Genomic DNA, 17,549 nt, shown 5'->3' with positions numbered 1-17,549 from the left:
CCACCCCCAACCCCCACCCTCATGACCTGGAAACAAGTTATTGACCCCTTCAACAACATTACGTTATCCGTACTGGTCGCACTGATCCCCATCCTGTTTATATTCTGGGCACTCATCATCCGGAAAATGAAAGGGTATCAGGCTAGCCTGGTGGCTACGGGGCTGGCCATGCTTATTGCTACGCTGGTGTATGGCATGCCCGTCGGGCTGGCGCTGCTGTCGGCGGCACACGGTGCCTTGTATGGCCTGTTTCCCATATGCTGGCTGGTGATCATGGCGGTTTTTCTGTTCAATCTCACCGTGAAAAGCGGGCAGTTCGAAATCATCAAGTACTTCATGGGGTCTATCACCGCTGACCGACGGCTGCAGGGTCTGTTGATTGCGTTTTCGTTCGGCTCGTTTCTGGAAGGTACCGCCGGGTTTGGCGCGCCCGTGGCTATTACGGCGGCTATGCTGGTCGGGCTGGGATTTAACCCGCTCTATGCGTCGGGTATTTGTCTGATTGCCAACACCGCTCCGGTGGCGTTTGGCTCTATTGGTATCCCTATTACAGTGGCCTCGCAGGTGTCGGGTATTCCGGAGCTGCCCATTTCGCAGATGGTGGGCCGAACGCTGCCTATCCTCTCCGTCATGCTGCCGTTTTATCTGGTTAGCATCATTGCCGGATTCCGAAAAGCGTCCGAAATATGGCCCGCCGTTGTAGTGTCGGGCGTTTCGTTTGCCTTTCTCCAGTATTTTTCGTCCAACTTCCTCGGCCCCGCCCTGCCCGATGTTATCGCGGGCCTGGGGTCGATTATCTGCCTGATGACCTTCCTGCGCTACTGGAAACCTAAAACCATCTGGCGTTTTGAGAACGAACCAGCCGCCACAGTCGATACCAGCATCAGCTACACCGCCGGGCAGGTGATCCGGGCGTGGTCGCCGTTTATCGTGCTGACGATCATCATTATTTCGTGGGGCATGCAGCCAATCAAAGACGTGCTCAACTCCGCCGGTCTGTTCCAGTTCGAGTTCCCTGGTCTGCACAATGCTATTCTGGGCAGCGACGGCAATCCAACCCCCAAGCTCTTCAAAGTCAACTACCTCTCGGCGGCCGGAACGGCAATTCTGCTGGCGGCTCTCATCGCCATTCCGCTGGTCGGGCTGACCTACCGGCAAGGTGCGAAGGTATTTGGCGAAACCCTGGTTCAGTTGCGGTTTCCCATTCTGTCGGTGGCCTCGGTGCTGGCTTTTGCCTACATCCTGAACGACTCCGGCATTACGCTCACGCTGGCGGCTGTGCTGGCCAGTACGGGCATCCTGTTTCCCTTCTTTGCGCCCGTGCTGGGCTGGCTGGGGGTGTTTATTACGGGCTCCGATACGTCGGCCAACGCCTTGTTCAGCAAACTTCAGTATGCCACGGCACAGTCCATCGGTGTCGACCCGGTGGTGACGGTAGCGGCCAACGTGTCGGGGGGTGTGGTGGGTAAAATGATCTCGCCCCAATCCATTGCCGTAGCAGCCGCAGCCGGTAATCTGGTGGGCAAAGAGTCGCAACTGTTTCGGTTTACGGTGAAGCACAGCTTTTTCATGCTGATCTTCATCAGTTTTCTGACACTGGCACAGGCCTACGTGCTGAAATGGATGATTCCGGTCTATGAAATGCTCGACGGTAAGAAAGCCGCCGTTCTGCCGGATCTGACGAAAGGGTATCTGTATCTGGGCATATTAGCCGTAGTTTTGGTAGCGATTGGGGTCATGATCAAAACAATGGCGGGGAAGGAAAAACCGGCGACAACGGTAGCGAGTTGACCGGCATCTGTCTGGACCAAGCTCCGGCCTGACCCGAACAAACCCGTCTATATCCTGCTTACCAAACGAACAAAAGAAAACTTACTAATGAAGATTGTCGTATTAGATGGCTACACCCTGAACCCGGGCGATTTATCCTGGGAAGGCATTGAAAAACTGGCCGACGTAACGGTGTATGACCGAACGCCCGCCGATCAGATCGTGGAACGGGCCAAAGAGGCCGACATCGTTTTTACCAATAAAACGCCCCTGGATGAGGCTACGCTAAACCAGTTACCCAACCTAAAATTCATCAGCGTTCTGGCTACCGGCTTCAACATTGTCGACATCGCCACCGCGAAAAAGAACGGGGTCGTGGTCAGCAATGTACCCGGTTATGGCACGCCCTCCGTTGTTCAGTTGACCTTTGCTCTCCTGCTCGAGCTGACTCTGCACGTGCAGCGGCACAGCGATTCAGTGCGAGACGGCAAGTGGGCACGGTCGGTGGATTTCTGTTTCTGGGATTACCCGCTCATCGAACTGGCGGGCAAAACGATGGGCATCATTGGCTTCGGGAGTATCGGCGAGAAAGTAGCCGATGTGGCCACGGCTTTTGGTATGAACATCATCGGCTCCAAACGGCACCGCACCGATCAGTCGCACCGGTCAAACTTCAAATGGGCGGAGATTCCCGACCTGCTGGCGGAGTCGGATGTGGTGAGCATCCACACGCCCTTGGTACCCGAAACACAGGGGCTTATCAACAAAGAAAACCTGGCCCTGATGAAGCCATCGGCCTTTCTGCTGAATACGTCACGCGGACCGATCATTGTCGATCAGGATCTGGCCGACGCGCTGAACAACGGCGTCATTGCCGGAGCCGGTATCGACGTGCTGTCGAAAGAGCCACCCCTGCCCGACAACCCGCTGTTTACGGCAAAAAACTGCCTGATCACCCCACATATCGCCTGGGCCACCACCGAAGCCCGCGCCCGGCTCATGGCCATTACCGTCGATAACCTGGCCGCGTTTCTGGACGGCAAGCCGATGAATGTGGTGAATTAGCAGGGATGTCTTGCAGCGTCCTTCGCCCGTGTTTCATTTCCTGTAGAAGCAAGTTACACGCGTGTTTTTGTCATCCCGACGAGGGAAGCATCTTCGGTAGGGAACAAGACAATCCTATTACCGAAGAGGCTTCCTTCTCAGCATGACAAAAACACACAAAGAAATGCCCCAATCCATTCATGCCAATCAGCCTAAAAAGAACTCAACCGCTACTGACCCGAATACCGCTAGGGCTGCTTCTCCTGATCGGCCTCTGTTCCCAAACACAGGCCCGGATTGTCCGTATTGAAATCACCAGCGTTCAGTCGCCTACGTTCGAGGGTAAAGTGTTTGGGCGGGTGGGGGCTTATGAAAAACTGCGGGGTAAGGCCTACGGCGAACTTGACCCTAACAGTCCGAAGAATGCGCTTATTACGGACATTGCCCTGGCTCCCCGGAATGCCAAAGGCATGGTGGAATACGCCATGGATATTTACATTCTTAAGCCCATCAATCTTGCTACCGGCAACCACAAGCTATTTCTTGAAATCAATAACCGGGGCGGCAAGCTTATTGGCGGGTTCAACAAAAGCAGTGGCGGCAACGACCCGACCACCGCGGCTCAGGCTGGCGAAGGCTTTTTGATGAACATGGGCTACGCCCTGGCCTGGAACGGCTGGGACTGTTCGGCCGCACCAGTTAACAATAATCTAACGATTAGCGTCCCCATTGCCCGAAACGCCGACGGGTCGTCCATTACGGGGCCGTCTTACGAATATATCTCGTTCGACAATGCCACTTCCCTGACGTACTCGCTCGCTTACCCGGCCGCCACGCTGGACAAAGCAAAGGCAACGCTCACCGTGCGGGATCGGCTGGGGGATAAACCAACTACGATTTCGGCCGGGGGTTGGGAGTATGCCAGCGATAAATCCATCCGGCTGTTGCCCACCGGAACAGCCTTCCGGCAAAGTGCCATTTATGAGTTCAACTACACAGCCAAAGACCCCGTTATAGCCGGGATCGGTTTTGCCGCCACCCGCGATTTTGTCTCTTTTTTACGCTACGCGAAAGCCGATGATTTCGGCAACCCGAATCCGCTGGCAAACGACATTCAGTACACGTTTTCGTATTCACTCTCGCAACCGGCCCGGTACGTCAATGACTTCCAGACGCTGGGGTTCAATGCCGATGAGCAGAACCACCGGGTGCTGGATGGCATCGAAAACTGGCTGGGCGGGGCCAGTGGCATTGCGCTGAATTACCGCTTCGCTCAGCCCTCGCGCACGGAACGTAACCGCCAGAATCACCTCTACCCCGAGGGTGTTTTCCCCTTCGCCTACCCCGTTCTGACCGATCCGCTTACGGGTAAAACTGCCGGGCGGCTGGCCCGCTGCACCGCCAGCAACACTTGCCCGAAGGTATTCGAGATCAATTCAGCCAACGAATACTGGGTAAAAGCTGCGTCGCTGTTGCATACCGATAGCCGGGGCAACGACCTCCCCGACCCGGACAATGTTCGATTCTACCTCATTTCCGGTGCACAACATGGTACCGGAAATGAAACGAGTCGTGGCACTTGCCAGCAGTTTCAGAACCCCACCAACGGCGAACCAGCCTTGCGGGCACTGTTTATGGCGCTCGATGACTGGGTCACGAAGGGCATTGCTCCACCCGCCAGTCAGGTGCCCCGGCAGTCCAACAAAACGGCCGTTACCGCCCTGCCACAACCGGGTTCGCAAACGGGCGTGGTTCCGCAAGCGGCTCTCGGCTGGCCCTCGATTCCGGGCGTGACCTACACGGGGCTCATCACTACCCGCTATCTGCTTGACTTTGGGCCATCGCTCAACACGGGCGTCATCGCGACGTTCCCAACCAGCGTAGCCGACCGGCCTTCGTACGTAAATTTTGTATCGAAAGTCGATAAAGATGGCAATGAAGTCGCCGGGATTCGATTGCCGCCCGTTGCCTCACCTATCGCCACGACAACCGGCTGGGCGTTGCGCCGGGCGGAGTATGGCGAAAATGACGGCTGCGAAGGGGCTGGTCAATACATTCCATTTAAAGCCACCAAAGCGGAACGACTCTCCACCAATGATCCCCGCTTATCCATTCAGGAACGTTATCAGACGCATGAGGGGTACGTAAACGCCGTTCGAAAATCGGTACAGTTGCTTATCAAACAGCGATTTCTACTGGCGGAAGATGGAGAGCAGTATATCAAAGCTGCGCAGGAGAGAAAACTGTAGCACCGATGCGTCGGACCGACCGGTCGGTGCTACAGTTTTCTCTCCCACACAATCAATATTCCTGCTTCCGACAGCTTATCGCTGTCAAATGCAGTTACTAACATGAGAAGTAATCAACTACGTTATGAAAAAGCGGATACTCGTGAGTTTACTGATGTTGACAGCGGCCCTAACTACACAGGCGCAAACCGTTTCAGGAACCACAAAGACCAGCAAACCCAAATCAGCCAGAAGCACCGCGCCCGGCAGTATCGTCATTGATAGTGCATCCAATGCCGGGGCCACCAACGACGGAGCCAGCGGTCAGAGTGGTCGCCCAATGGCTATCCCGTCGAGCACCACGGCACAGGCCTCGTCGGTAAAAAGTCAGGAACGGACAAGCCGTAAAGTGAAGCGGAGTCCGCGGAGTAATCAGCGGTAAACGTCTCTACGATAGAAGTTATAGCGGGAATGTTCATCTCTTTCTATCTCCGCAACCATGTAATCAGCATATTCGCAACGTACGCACACTGGCCTAACAGCAAAACCACTATACTCTCAAATAGCCATTGGGTGCTTATTAAATCATTCCTGCTAAAAATAGGTAGGACCAGGAGCAATAACACGCCTATCGTTAGCCACAGATGAAACGCAGTCAGGATACCATTCGGCGTTTTGCGGGTTCGCTGTAACAACCAGTATCCGAAGCCAAGAACAAGCAACAAAGCTGATCCTGCCAGCGCAACGTGGCGATTGGCAATCACGAAGTAGGTATCGTACAGTTGGACATTTACCGTATGCTGACGAAACAAAAGCCCAATCAACAGAAGGATCGGTATTGCCAGCCAGCTAATCAGGTAGGGTTTTCTGAATGTCATTTCTTTCAAATTCACATTAAAGCTTCCGATACATGATGTAGGCGTTCGTATAGCCAAGCTGCGCATGGTTGAACGCATCCGGAATCTCACCGATAATGTCAAAACCGAGTTTTTGCCAGAGTCGGACGGCCCGCTCGTTGCTCTTGACGACGATGTTGAACTGCATGGCCCGGTAGCCTAACCGCCGGGCTTCCTGAATGGAATACTCGCCCATTAGCTTGCCTATCCCCTGCCCCTCATACCCGGCAGAAACCATATACGATGCATTCGCTATATGCGAGCCCAGGTCGACCTGATTGTCTTTGAGGATAAACGTTCCCGCCACGAGTCCATTAACCGTAGCGACATACGTATGTTTATCGTCGCTGCACCAATAGTTCAGCATCTTTTCTCTTGATGAATCCGGGGCAAAACAATAAGTAGCGCCCGTGGCAATGACGGGTCTGATGATATGCCAGATTGCTTCCTGATCATCGGCAGTGGCTTTACGGATTTCGGTCATTTTAGTTGTTGTCGGATTCATGATACCGATCTTAGTTTATTGGGGTTTAGCGTTAATAATGGGTGGTTTAACGACTGAACAAGGCTCATTTTTGTCATCCCGACGAAAGGAGGGATCTTCGTTAAGTTTGAGGACTTCGTTTCTACCGAAGATCCCTCCTTTCGTCGGGATGACAAAAAATCCGTTGACATTCAAATACTCACACACAAATACATCAATTATTAACGCCATTATTAACGTTAAAATCAATGTTAATAATGGCGATTAGTATTTAATTGTCAGCAGCTAAGGGCCGTAGGCGCGCGACCATTAATAACGTGATTTTACGTGTTAACGCATCATTCCAGCCAGATCAGCGGGTTGCGGATAGGCAGGTTGCGCAATACCTCCTCCACCTGCGGGTCATGGTCGAGGGTTTTCCAGGTGGCCAGCCAATCAGCCTTTTTGAAAGCAGCCGCGCCGAAGACCAGAAACGGCTGTGCAACGGGCCAGTCGTTCCAGTACATCACATCGGGTGTTAAGGGCCATTTACGTTTGTCTGCCACATAGGGATACAGGTACACAATACCTTTTTCAATGCTGCGTCCGTCGGGGGTTTGGCAGGTCCACAAGTCATGGCCTTTGTCGGAAAGAATCTGGCAGATCATCACCATCGCATCGAGGTTGAAGATCGAATAGCCGTAGGGTTTCGTTCGGCGCAGTTCCAGCGGAAAGCTCCCGTCGGCGGCCATCTGGTTCGGTAGTAAAACGGTTTTATACCGCTCCCGGCAGGCTTCCAGGACTTTCTCATTGCCGGTTAATCGGGCAAAAGAGGCTACCTGCATCACCCAGCAGGTGCCGTGGTTGTTCCTGGCCTCTTTTTCGTCGTTGCTGTACGGATGCGTGAGGAGCCAGTTCAGGTAGTCCCCGAACCATGATTTAGCCCCCGCCAGCACCCGTTTGTCTGCCGACTTGGCCCGTTCCATCGCCCGAATGCCCTGCGCCACTTCCATAAAATGAATGGTGTCGATAATACCAATACCCCGCCCGGTGGCGCGTCCTTTAATCGCCTGGGCATACTGTAACGACGGATTCATACGGGTAGTGCTGTCCACGAACCACGCATCCAGATGCCGGAACGCCTGTCGGACATAGGCTTCGTTGCCGGTGAGTTTATAGGCCGATGCCAGCGCGCCCACCACCCGGCTAAACCGGATCATGGCCTGCCGGTGCGCGACAAAATTATCGGGGTTGGTCATCCCGTCGCGCTGCACATACGGTCCCTGCGGATTCAGGGAATCGGGCCACCAGTAGTCCCCTTCCGAGAAAAAGTCATGGCTGCTTCCCGCCGAGCGGGGGCTAGTTTGCGCCGTAACAGTAAGGGGCACCTGCGTCATGGCCCAGGCGGCCTGTTTCAGCACCTGCGCGCGTAACGTCTGACGAACGGCTTTCCGAACGGCGTCTTTATCCGTACGTACGTTCACCCACCCGGCGAGGGGTAGTAGCAGGATAAGCAGACAAACGGAGATTATTTTCGTCATCTTGATGCGTTGGAAGTCCCCGGCCGGGTGTCAGTGGTAAGCCATACCTGTTGGGTAAACGCCCCGTTCACGGCAGCATCCCACACCTCCAGACGCACCCATTTTTTCCCTTTCAAGTTGGTATTGAACGTGAATGTCCGGTTGCCAAAAGGCCGGGTGTTGGTCAGGTCAATACGCTCGCGGAACACCTGTTTGCCATCGCCGGAGATGATCTCGGCAAAGGTCAGCGGAAACGTCCAGTCGATGCTAACGACAAGGCTGGCTTTACCGTCGGGCTTCAGCGCCAGTGAATCGCCCGCGCCTTTTCCGTTCACGGTGAAGTTGGGCAGCAGCACTTCGCCGGTCGAGACGAAGAACTTCCCTTGCCGCATAGCGTCCAAGACCGGTTGCCAGCCCCGGTTGTAGTCGGGTAGTTTGTCGAGTTGCAGGTAGTTCACATTGAGGTGGGCGTACATCTCGTTTTCCGGCTCGATGGTAAACAGATCGGCTTCGGCAATGACGTGTTTTTTAAGCCCCCAGTTAGCCATATCGTCCATCAAATCCAGCACCCGACGGCTCAGCCTCGGCTCCGACAGATCGGCGGGAATGTTCTTCCAGGCAGCGCCGAAGAACCGGTCCGATCGATAGAATTCCTCGCCTTTGTATTTATCCGGAAAGCCAGTAGAGCCTTTGGTACGGGCGTGGGCGGTCCAGGCCAGGCCATTTTCTGCTTCGAGGAGTTTCAGCATATCCGTTTTGTCGGCAATACGATATACTTTTCCGTACCTCGGGTCGTCCGTTACGAACGGCATGTCGGGTTTGCGCGACATGATCCAGTACACCGGCTTCGGAAAGAAATCCAGCCAGTGCCCGCCAAAAAACTCGTTCGGTTCTTCGCCGGGCAGCAGCAACAATTTATTATCTGACCAGCGTTGGCACATGTCGTGCAGCGTTTTCAACTCCAGCAACCGCTGCTCGTCGGGGCCTTTAGGGTGCGCCGTGTAGTGAAACTCAGCCAAATGGACAATATCGACGCCGGCGTTTTTAAAGACCTTCACGAAGTTAGGCACCTCCGGCACCGGCTTTCCGGCCAGTAACACACTCATCACGTATTCATTATGAAAGTGGCTCGACAGGGTCTTGTAGCCAGGCAGCGCGGGGTATTTATCGGTATGCGTAAATTTCTTCACTTCATTCAGCGCTTTTTCGGGCGTATCGGTGCTGAGCAGGCAGAAAAAGTTAAGCCGTTGCTTCGTTTTCGGCGGGGCGTTTACCCAAGGCACCCATCGTTTGTCGCCCATCAGGTCCTGCCGGATGCCAATGCCAAAATCGGGCACCAGGCTTCGATACCCACGACCATACCAGGTAAAATCGAGGTTGAAAGCTTCGTCTAACGGATAGAAATACTGGTGGGGAGCCGGAAAAACGGCCAGGCTCCCGGTAGATCCCGAACCAATGATAGTCCGGTATTTTACGCCCTGTGCTTTGTTGAGTTGGTTCAGATCAGCCGGTACTCGTTGTAGGTTGCCATCGGTATCCGACCAGGCAATGGTGTTCCAGACGGATTGTTTACTCGTTAGCCCCGCATCGTAGAGAATGGCCGTCGAGTCGACTTCGGTGGCCATTACGGCGGCAATATTAACCAAAGGACTGCCGGTATAGACCGTTATTTCAATAGCGCCGGTAAAGGTAGCGGCCTGCACATCCGACACCCGGATAACGGTTCGGGAACCCTGGCTGGTGACGCTGGCCGTTCGTTTGGTGAGTTCAACGGCGTAGGCTTTGTGAGGTAGTTTGTTGGTCTTATCGAAAAAGATATTCCAGCCGTTCTGTGACACCAGATCCCGCTTGCCAACGGTCAGCACAAAGGCGGGGTCGAGGGCTTTGGCAATTTCTTTGAACCTTCCCTTCTGTGATAATTGCATACTGCTGAACAATGGTTTCCCACTGGTGAGGTCAATGACCAGCCTCCCCGTTTCCTTTGGATTAGCGGGCCAGCTTACCGTGAGCATATTACCCTGATGAATGGCCGTGGCTCCGCTTGTCTTCTGGAAACCAGACAGATCGACTGGTGTTTGCCCGTGCGTTAAGGTGGCAGTTATGAGTAATAGAAGGAGCAAAATTTCTTTCATAAGCGACAATACGGGAAAGGAAGCTGGTAGTCTATAAGTAACAAAACGACGGCGAAAATCTACCCGGAACAAGTGTAGTGTAGCTCCTAAACTCGATACATATATGAAACCAACACGCAGACATTTCTTACGCCAGTCGGCTTTAGCGGCTACGGGAGCCGGACTCATTAGCTTACCGACAATCGAGGCCATTGCCAGCCAGCGGAAACGCATTTCGGCAAATGATAAGCTACAGGTTGGTCTGATTGGCTGCAACGGCATGGGCTGGTCGGACTTACGCTCGCATCTGCTGCAAAGCGACGTGCAGTGTGTGGCCCTGGCCGATGTAGACCAGGGTGTGCTCGACAAACGCTCGGCCGATGTGGAAGCGATGCAGCACACCAAACCGCAGCTCTACAAGGACTACCGCAAACTACTCGAGAACAAGGACATCGACGCGGTCATCATCGGCACTCCCGACCACTGGCACTGCATGGCCATGATCGACTCGGTTTCGGCGGGCAAACATGTGTACGTCGAGAAGCCCCTGGCCAACAGCATTGAAGAGTGTAATCTGATGCTGGCAGCGGCCAAAAAATACAACAAGATCGTGCAGGTGGGTCAGTGGCAGCGCAGCGGCTCGCACTACGAAAAAGCCATCGAGTACATCCGGTCGGGCAAGCTGGGCAACATCCGACTGGTGAAAGTCTGGGCGTATCAGGGTTGGATGAATCCCGTTCCCGTTCGACCCGACAGTGCGCCCCCGGCGGGCGTCGACTACGCGATGTGGCTGGGTCCGGCCCCCAAACGCCCCTTCAACCCGAACCGGTTTCACTTTAATTTCCGGTGGTTCTGGGATTATGCCGGTGGGCTCATGACCGACTGGGGCGTCCACGAAATCGACATTGCGCTCTATGCCATGAACGCCAAAGCGCCCAAATCCGTCATGGCCTCGGGTGGCAAGCTCGCCTATCCCGACGATGCCTCCGAAACGCCCGACACCTTACAGGCCGTTTACGAATACGATGGCTTTAATATGCTCTGGGAACACGCCACGGGCATCGACGGCGGCAACTACGGCCGGACGGAGGGCATTGCCTTTATCGGCAACAACGCCACACTGGTCCTCAACCGCGACGGCTGGTCGATCCTGCCCGAAACGGAGACAAAAAACGGTATTAAGGTCTACAAGGTCGAAGACATTCCCGATCAGGCCCGCAACGGCGAATACCTGAACGAGCACACCAAAAATTTCGTGCAGGCGATAAAAGCTAACGACCCGAAACTGCTCAAGTGCGGCATCGAGACGGGCAGTATTGCCGCCATTAACGCGCACATGGGCAACATCGCCTATAAAACCGGCCGAAAAGTGTACTGGGATGCAGCCGCCAAAGGCTTTAAAAACGACCAGCAGGCCAACGCCCTCATAGCTGCCCATTACCACAACGGCTGGAAGCTGCCCGTCGTCTAACCAAGACTGCCACAGTCGACCCAACCCCAACGGGGTTGACTGCGACTAACCCCGGACGCCAGTCCGGGGCTACAGCAACGACCACCCTCAAAGTCCCAACCCCAACGGGGTTGACTGTGGATAACCCCGGACGCCAGTCCGGGGCTACAGACAAGAGAGTCCTCTAAGCCCCAACCCCGAAGGGGTTGACTGTGGATAACCCCGGGCGTCAGCCCGGGGCTACAGACAAGAGAGCCCTCTAAGCCCCAACCCCAACGGGGTTGACTATGAGTAGCTCTGTATGCATCACCGGCTGTGCCACCCATACCCCGGACTGGCGTCCGGGGTTAGCAACAGTCAACCCCTTCGGGGTTAGTTGGGCAGTTGTCTAGCCTGTCGGTGTGCGTTGATCACAATATGACTGGCCAGCGTAACAAAACACTGTCCCTGTCGCTTTTAGCAACAAATAACAACACAAACCTCAACCCCGAAAGGGTTGACTATGGCTAACCCCGGACGCCAGTCCGGGCACATACACATGGAATACAGAACACTGGGTGAATCAGATTTACGCGTATCGGTCATCACATTTGGCGCATGGGCCGCTGGTGGCTGGATGTGGGGCGGTACCGAACGAAGCGGGGCCATTGAGGCCATCAGGGCTGCTTATGACCTGGGCGTCACCTCTATCGACACGGCACCCGTTTACGGACAAGGCACCAGCGAGGAAATTGTGGGCGAAGCCATCAAAGGTATCCCCCGCGACAAGGTCCAGATCCTCACCAAATACGGCATGCGGTGGGATTTGGCCAAGGGCGATTTCGGCTTCAAAAGCCAGGATAACGACGGCAACCCCATCGACGTTTACAAATATTCGGGAAAGGAAAGCATCATCAAAGAGTGCGAAGACAGCCTGAAACGACTCGGTACCGATTACATCGACCTCTACCAGATGCACTGGCCCGACGTGACCACGCCCATCGAAGAGAGTATGGAAGCGGTGCTTCGGTTAATTGAGCAGGGGAAAGTTCGTCAGGCGGGTGTCAGCAACTACAACGTCGAGCAGATGAAACGGGCCGAAACGGTGCTTAAACTAGCATCCAATCAGGTGCCGTTCAGCATGATTAACCGGGGCATCGAGGCCGACGTGGTACCGTATTGCCTCGAAAAAAAGAAAGCCATTCTGGCCTACAGCCCGATGGAACGTGGGCTACTGACTGGTAAGATCAAGCCCGGCCACCAGTTTGCCCCCGGCGATCACCGGGCAGGATACCGGTTCTTTAAAGAAGAAAACATCAAAAAAACGGACGATCTTCTCCAGAAGATCAAGCCGCTGGCCGACAGCAAAAATGCCAGCTTGAGTCAGTTGGTCATCCGCTGGACCATTGAGCGTCCGGGTATCACCGTCGCACTGGTAGGTGCCCGAAACGCCGAACAAGCCATTCAGAACGCCAAAGCCATTGACATTCAGCTTTCTGCCGACGAGATTGCGTTTATCAATGAGCAGTTGGAAGTGGTAGAGCTGGTGTAATGGCAACCGTCCCGGTCGGGTGTGACGCAACCCGTTTTACACCCGACCGGGACGGTCGCCGTTACACGGTTACCCGATCAACCGAAACAGCCGGTTCCAGCGGATTTTGTGCCAGATGTCGGCAGGAACCGGGTCGAGCGACATCCAGACGAATACAGCTTTGCCTACAATATGGTCTTCCGGTACAAAGCCCCAATAGCGGGAATCCTCTGAGTTGTGGCGGTTATCGCCCATCATGAAATAGTAATCCTGCTTAAAGGTATAAGTCGTAATGGGTTGACCATCTACCCGAACGCCCGTTGGTGTTACGTCCACCGCTTTGTTGTCTTCGTAGCGTTTGATGATATCGCCATAGACCGCAATCGTTTGTTGGTTGATGGCAATAGTCATTCCTTTTTTGGGTACGGTGAGCGGCCCGAAATTGTCCTGATTCCAGGTATAGGCCGAACTGCCGTAAATACCGGGGCCCGTTTGTCCGGCCTGCTCTACCATCGGCTCTACGGATTTCACCCAGTCGAACGACTTGAATTGCTGCATGACTTTTTCCGTCATGTTTACCCGATAACCCACCTGCACCGACTGTTTGGTCTGTTCATTGTAGGCTTCCAGCGGCTGCCAGTTAATGAATGGCCCCTCAGCCGACTTAAAGTCATTGACGATGTCGTATTTCCGAAAAAACCGATCATCCAGCACTTCGCTGGTTTTGACGAAGTAGGTCGTTTCGGAGCGTGCGGGTGTGGGAAAAGCCTTGCCATTTACATATACCTGCGTCTGGCGAATGGTTAGCACATCGCCCGGAATACCGATGCACCGCTTAATGAAATTCGTCTTCATATCCGTTGGGTAAGCCGGCTCGCCGACCTTGGGGGGCGGGTAATTGAACACCACTACATCCCCGTTTTTGACGGTTGTAAAGCCCGGCAACCGGTAGATGGGCAGTTGAATAGCCGTACTGTACGACGGTATCTCCGTACCCCAGATTTTCTGATGGGTCAGCGGCACTTGCAAGGGCGTTTTGGGCGTCCGGATGCCATAATGAAGCTTGCTGACGAACAGAAAATCGCCGACCATCAGGCTGTTTTCCATCGATGGCGTTGGTATGGCGTAAGCCTCGAACGTCAGAAAACGAATCAATGTGGCGGCTATGACCGCAAAAAGTACCGAATCGAGCCATTCCCGCAATGCCGATTTTTTCGGTTTGACCGCTTTCGCGCTGGTCTGTGTTCCCTTGTTTTTCATGGTATCCGGAGTAAATAGTAATCGCCGGACGTACGCGGCTGATGGTCAGTCACGAATGTCCGGCGATTGAAAGATACGCGTCGGCGTTGCCGAAGGCGTATTATTTTACAGGGATGGCGCTATGGTTGGGTGAGATGCATTACTTCGTTGGCTTTACCTGCCCAAACCAGACCGCCATTTCGTTCGCCCCCCGGTGCGACCAGGCGTAATAGGGAATCAGCGTCACGCTCTTACCGGCCTCCTGCCCGGCCAGCGACACAATACCACCCAGCTTTTCGGGTTGCATCTGAGGTCGGAACGCGGTACCCGCCGGAACCGCCAGCGACAGTGCCTGTCCGCCATTATCGACCCCCTCGGCGCAGTATACCACCGGTCCCCGTTCAATAGCCACCCTGTTTCGGTCGTCGGTCACCTGTTCATTGGCTTTTACTTCCCGAACGGGCATATCGAGCGTCCATTCGAGCCGGTCGCCGGGTTTCCAGGTACGCTTGATGCGGGCGTATCCATTCTCCGTCATATACGGCGTCGGCTTCCCGTTTACCAACAAAACAGGTGCTTTAGCCGCTGTATTCACGTATTCATACAAATATCCCGGCATGGGTTTACCCGACGCCCAACCGGGCAAGCGCAGTTGCATAGTGAACGCCTGCGCCTGCTTCGGCTGTACCGTTATGGCTACCTTACCATCCCACGGATAATTCGTTTCCTGTCTGAGCTGCACCGATTTTCCGTTTACGGATACCGTCGACTGGTTGGTCAGGAACAGGTTGATGAACAGATTATCACCCTTTGTGGCATACACATAACCGGGCAGCGAGGGCAGAAAACGCACGACATTAGTTGGGCAGCAGGACGTTCCGAACCAGGGTGCCCGCGTGGCCGCCTGCCCAACGTTGAATTTACGTTTCCCGTCGGAAGCCAGCGGATTGACGTAAAAGAACTGGTCTCCTTCGAGCGAAACACCCGCCAGGAACCCATTGTACAGGACCCGTTCAAACACATCCATGTATTTGGATTCGCCCGTCAGCAAAAACATCCGGTGATTCCAGAGCATGTTGGCCACAGCCGCGCAGGTTTCGGCATAGGCCACATCGTTGGGCAGTTCGTAAGCTTCGCCGAAGGCTTCCCCGTGGCCGCGGGCTCCCAGCCCACCAGTGAGGTACTGTTTGCGCTCAACCACATCGTTCCAGATGGCCAGCAGCGCATCCATGTAAGCCTTGTCTTTCTGAATAGCAGCAATGTCGCTCATAGCCGCATACATGTAGCCCGCCCGAACCGAATGCCCCACGGCGGTTTTCTGCTGCGTCACGGGCAGATGATCCTGTAAATAACTGGCTCCCTGACCAGTTTTGGCGGGGTCGGGGAAGAGCGGGCGTTTGTCGGCACGTCCGCGCATATCGAGCAGAAATCGAGTGAAATCGAGGTAGCGTTTGTCGTTGGTAACGCGATAGAGTTTGACAAGCCCGATCTCTATTTCCTGATGACCCGGCACCACAATCAGCTTATCGGGGCCGATGGTACGCATGAGGTAATCAGCATTTTTCAGAGCGATGTTCAAAAAAGAACGTTTGCCGGTAGCCTGAAAGTGAGCCACGGCGGCTTCGTACATATGCCCAACGTTGTAGAGTTCATGGCTACCCGCCACGTACGAGAACCGTGTTGGGCCCGCCTGATCATCCTTGATATTCGCGCTGTCTTTCAGGATGGTCCGGATGGTGTAGAGATAGCCGTCCGGTTCCTGAGCGGCCGCAAAAAGGGTGATGAGGCTATCCAGATAATGATCCAGCTTGGCGTCATAGTGCGTTTGGAGCGAATACGACGCGCCTTCTACAACCTTAAACACATCGGAATCGTCGTACCGTCTTCCTTTAAACGTGCCTTTAGCCAGCCCACCGGCTACGGCGAAATTGGCAATACGGCCGGTTTCTTCACACTTCCTGAAATCGAAGGGAATGGTGACGGTGCGGTTGGTAGCGAGCCGGGGTTGCCAGAACCCGCCATTGATGGTAACGTTCGTAAACGGGACCGGCACGATGGGATAATCCTGCGCCTGGGAGAGGGTTGCTAACAGGCTTATTAGCAAGCCGAAAGCTATCGTTTTGATCATAAACGGGGTAGTTTGCAAACTGGAAATGCGGCTTACCCGGTTTAGACTTTCATCTTGCGTACTACCCATAAAGGCAGTATGCAAGATGAACAATGTACTACTAAACCAACTAGATCCCAGGCAAATGAAGGTAAACCGACTTGTTAGCCCGATCATAGAGTTGAAGCATTTTTTCGGTAAAACCTACCGTCTTTTAGGCGATATTTTTGGGATGTATAGCCATACGATGCGAACAAACGCACCACTCGCCTACTCACTTACAGGGCAACTTGTGAGACCGGCGGCTCAAGGTTCTGCCCAACTTGGCAGCGGTTTGTACAGGAGACCCAAAGCCATAGCCCCGTGCCACGGTTACCCGATAACTCACGAGGTAACCGTGGCACGGGGCTGTGGCGCTGTGGCTTTAGGCGAACCTATCACAATGGTCATTTCAATACGATACTTATATACATAAAATTTAATATTGCTTACTAAATATGCTTATTTTTACGTACCTGTCGAGTTGTCGCTGACAGGGGAGAAATGGACGCGATGCCAATTATAGAATTAACTCACAGCTACTTACGACAGGACAAACGCCTTAATAGAGCAAAAATTTTGACACATGAACGTTGAACAGGCTTTAAACGATTTCTACCGTCAACATGGGTACGGTGAGGAGGGAGGTATCAACAAGAAATGGGACCTGATTAAGTTTGGCCCTATTGCCCTTCCCTTACCCAACTTGGAATCCCGACGGAGGAATATTTATCTACACGACATTAACCACCTTGTAACAGGGTACGATACAACCTGGAAAGGCGAAAGTTCGGTTACTAGTTGGGAGATTGCCAGTGGTGGGTGGGGCAGCATATATTTTGCCTGGTGGCTGACACTTTGGGGCATGGCTATAGGCGTCATGTTCTACCCCGCGCACAGTTATACCGCCTTTCAGGCTGGCTTGAAAATGCGTAGTGCATTTACTAGTGGTTTGTCAAAACAAACCATGTACTCTCTACAGCTAAACCAGCTAACTAGTCAACTTCAACGACCTCAAGCCGACATCGTCATTCGGAGTTATTCTTTATGGGCAAGCCTAAGTTTACTGATTTGGTGGGCCCCGTTTTTGGTAGGATGTATACTTTACTCGGTATGGTAACCCGGATCAGGCAGCACACAGAGGCAACCAGAATTAAAGCACTCATGCTGAG

At 53.9% G+C, this 17,549-nt stretch carries 13 protein-coding genes; 7 read left to right on the top strand and 6 right to left on the bottom strand.

The window, feature by feature from the left end:
* Nucleotides 1-21 precede the first annotated feature (21 nt).
* The 4 genes from ACYVJM_RS17645 to ACYVJM_RS17630 all read left to right on the top strand — a co-directional run bounded on the left by ACYVJM_RS17645 (nt 22) and on the right by ACYVJM_RS17630 (nt 5,484).
* Nucleotides 22-1,791, top strand: coding sequence for an L-lactate permease (locus ACYVJM_RS17645; protein ID WP_461149542.1), 1,770 nt, complete (start codon nt 22-24; stop codon nt 1,789-1,791).
* 87 nt (nt 1,792-1,878) lie between these two features.
* Nucleotides 1,879-2,835, top strand: a complete 957-nt coding sequence (locus tag ACYVJM_RS17640; RefSeq protein WP_461149541.1) for a D-2-hydroxyacid dehydrogenase — start codon at nt 1,879-1,881, stop codon at nt 2,833-2,835.
* 179 nt (nt 2,836-3,014) lie between these two features.
* On the top strand, nt 3,015-5,063 hold the full coding sequence (locus tag ACYVJM_RS17635; RefSeq protein ID WP_461149540.1) for an alpha/beta hydrolase domain-containing protein: 2,049 nt from the start codon (nt 3,015-3,017) through the stop codon (nt 5,061-5,063).
* Between the two features lie 124 nt (nt 5,064-5,187).
* Complete coding sequence (locus tag ACYVJM_RS17630) at nt 5,188-5,484, top strand: hypothetical protein (protein ID WP_461149539.1); 297 nt, start codon at nt 5,188-5,190, stop codon at nt 5,482-5,484.
* A gap of 43 nt (nt 5,485-5,527) precedes the next feature.
* Here the strand turns inward: ACYVJM_RS17630 and ACYVJM_RS17625 are convergent, their stop codons facing one another.
* The 4 genes from ACYVJM_RS17625 to ACYVJM_RS17610 form a co-directional block, all read right to left on the bottom strand.
* Entirely contained in the window at nt 5,528-5,920 is a 393-nt protein-coding gene (locus tag ACYVJM_RS17625) for a hypothetical protein (protein ID WP_461149538.1), read from the bottom strand.
* A gap of 16 nt (nt 5,921-5,936) precedes the next feature.
* Nucleotides 5,937-6,443: a GNAT family N-acetyltransferase gene (locus tag ACYVJM_RS17620; protein ID WP_461149537.1), complete on the bottom strand. Its 507-nt coding sequence runs from the start codon at nt 6,441-6,443 to the stop codon at nt 5,937-5,939.
* 317 nt (nt 6,444-6,760) lie between these two features.
* On the bottom strand, nt 6,761-7,942 hold the full coding sequence (locus ACYVJM_RS17615; protein WP_461149536.1) for an alginate lyase family protein: 1,182 nt from the start codon (nt 7,940-7,942) through the stop codon (nt 6,761-6,763).
* Nucleotides 7,939-10,053 carry a CehA/McbA family metallohydrolase domain-containing protein gene (locus ACYVJM_RS17610; RefSeq protein ID WP_461149535.1) on the bottom strand — a complete coding sequence of 705 codons (2,115 nt, stop codon included), beginning with the start codon at nt 10,051-10,053 and terminating at the stop codon, nt 7,939-7,941. The genes ACYVJM_RS17615 and ACYVJM_RS17610 overlap by 4 nt, the downstream gene beginning before the upstream one ends.
* 103 nt (nt 10,054-10,156) lie before the next feature.
* Here ACYVJM_RS17610 and ACYVJM_RS17605 point away from each other — a divergent pair, with 103 nt between their 5' ends.
* Nucleotides 10,157-11,503: a Gfo/Idh/MocA family protein gene (locus ACYVJM_RS17605; protein WP_461149534.1), complete on the top strand. Its 1,347-nt coding sequence runs from the start codon at nt 10,157-10,159 to the stop codon at nt 11,501-11,503.
* Between the two features lie 517 nt (nt 11,504-12,020).
* Entirely contained in the window at nt 12,021-13,013 is a 993-nt protein-coding gene (locus ACYVJM_RS17600) for an aldo/keto reductase (RefSeq protein WP_461149533.1), read from the top strand.
* Nucleotides 13,014-13,082: 69 nt separating this feature from the next.
* Here the strand turns inward: ACYVJM_RS17600 and lepB are convergent, their stop codons facing one another.
* Nucleotides 13,083-14,252: a signal peptidase I gene (gene lepB, locus ACYVJM_RS17595; protein ID WP_461149532.1), complete on the bottom strand. Its 1,170-nt coding sequence runs from the start codon at nt 14,250-14,252 to the stop codon at nt 13,083-13,085.
* A 139-nt stretch (nt 14,253-14,391) separates the two neighbouring features.
* Complete coding sequence (locus ACYVJM_RS17590) at nt 14,392-16,428, bottom strand: glycoside hydrolase family 127 protein (protein ID WP_461149531.1); 2,037 nt, start codon at nt 16,426-16,428, stop codon at nt 14,392-14,394.
* Nucleotides 16,429-16,963: 535 nt separating this feature from the next.
* On the opposite strand from ACYVJM_RS17590, the gene ACYVJM_RS17585 reads away from it, so the two are divergent.
* Nucleotides 16,964-17,497: a hypothetical protein gene (locus ACYVJM_RS17585; protein WP_461149530.1), complete on the top strand. Its 534-nt coding sequence runs from the start codon at nt 16,964-16,966 to the stop codon at nt 17,495-17,497.
* Nucleotides 17,498-17,549 lie beyond the last annotated feature (52 nt).

The sequence above is a fragment of the Spirosoma pulveris genome (genome assembly GCF_054781875.1).
Note: the sequence above shows the minus strand (reverse complement) of the source record. Positions and strands in the feature narration are given on the sequence as shown.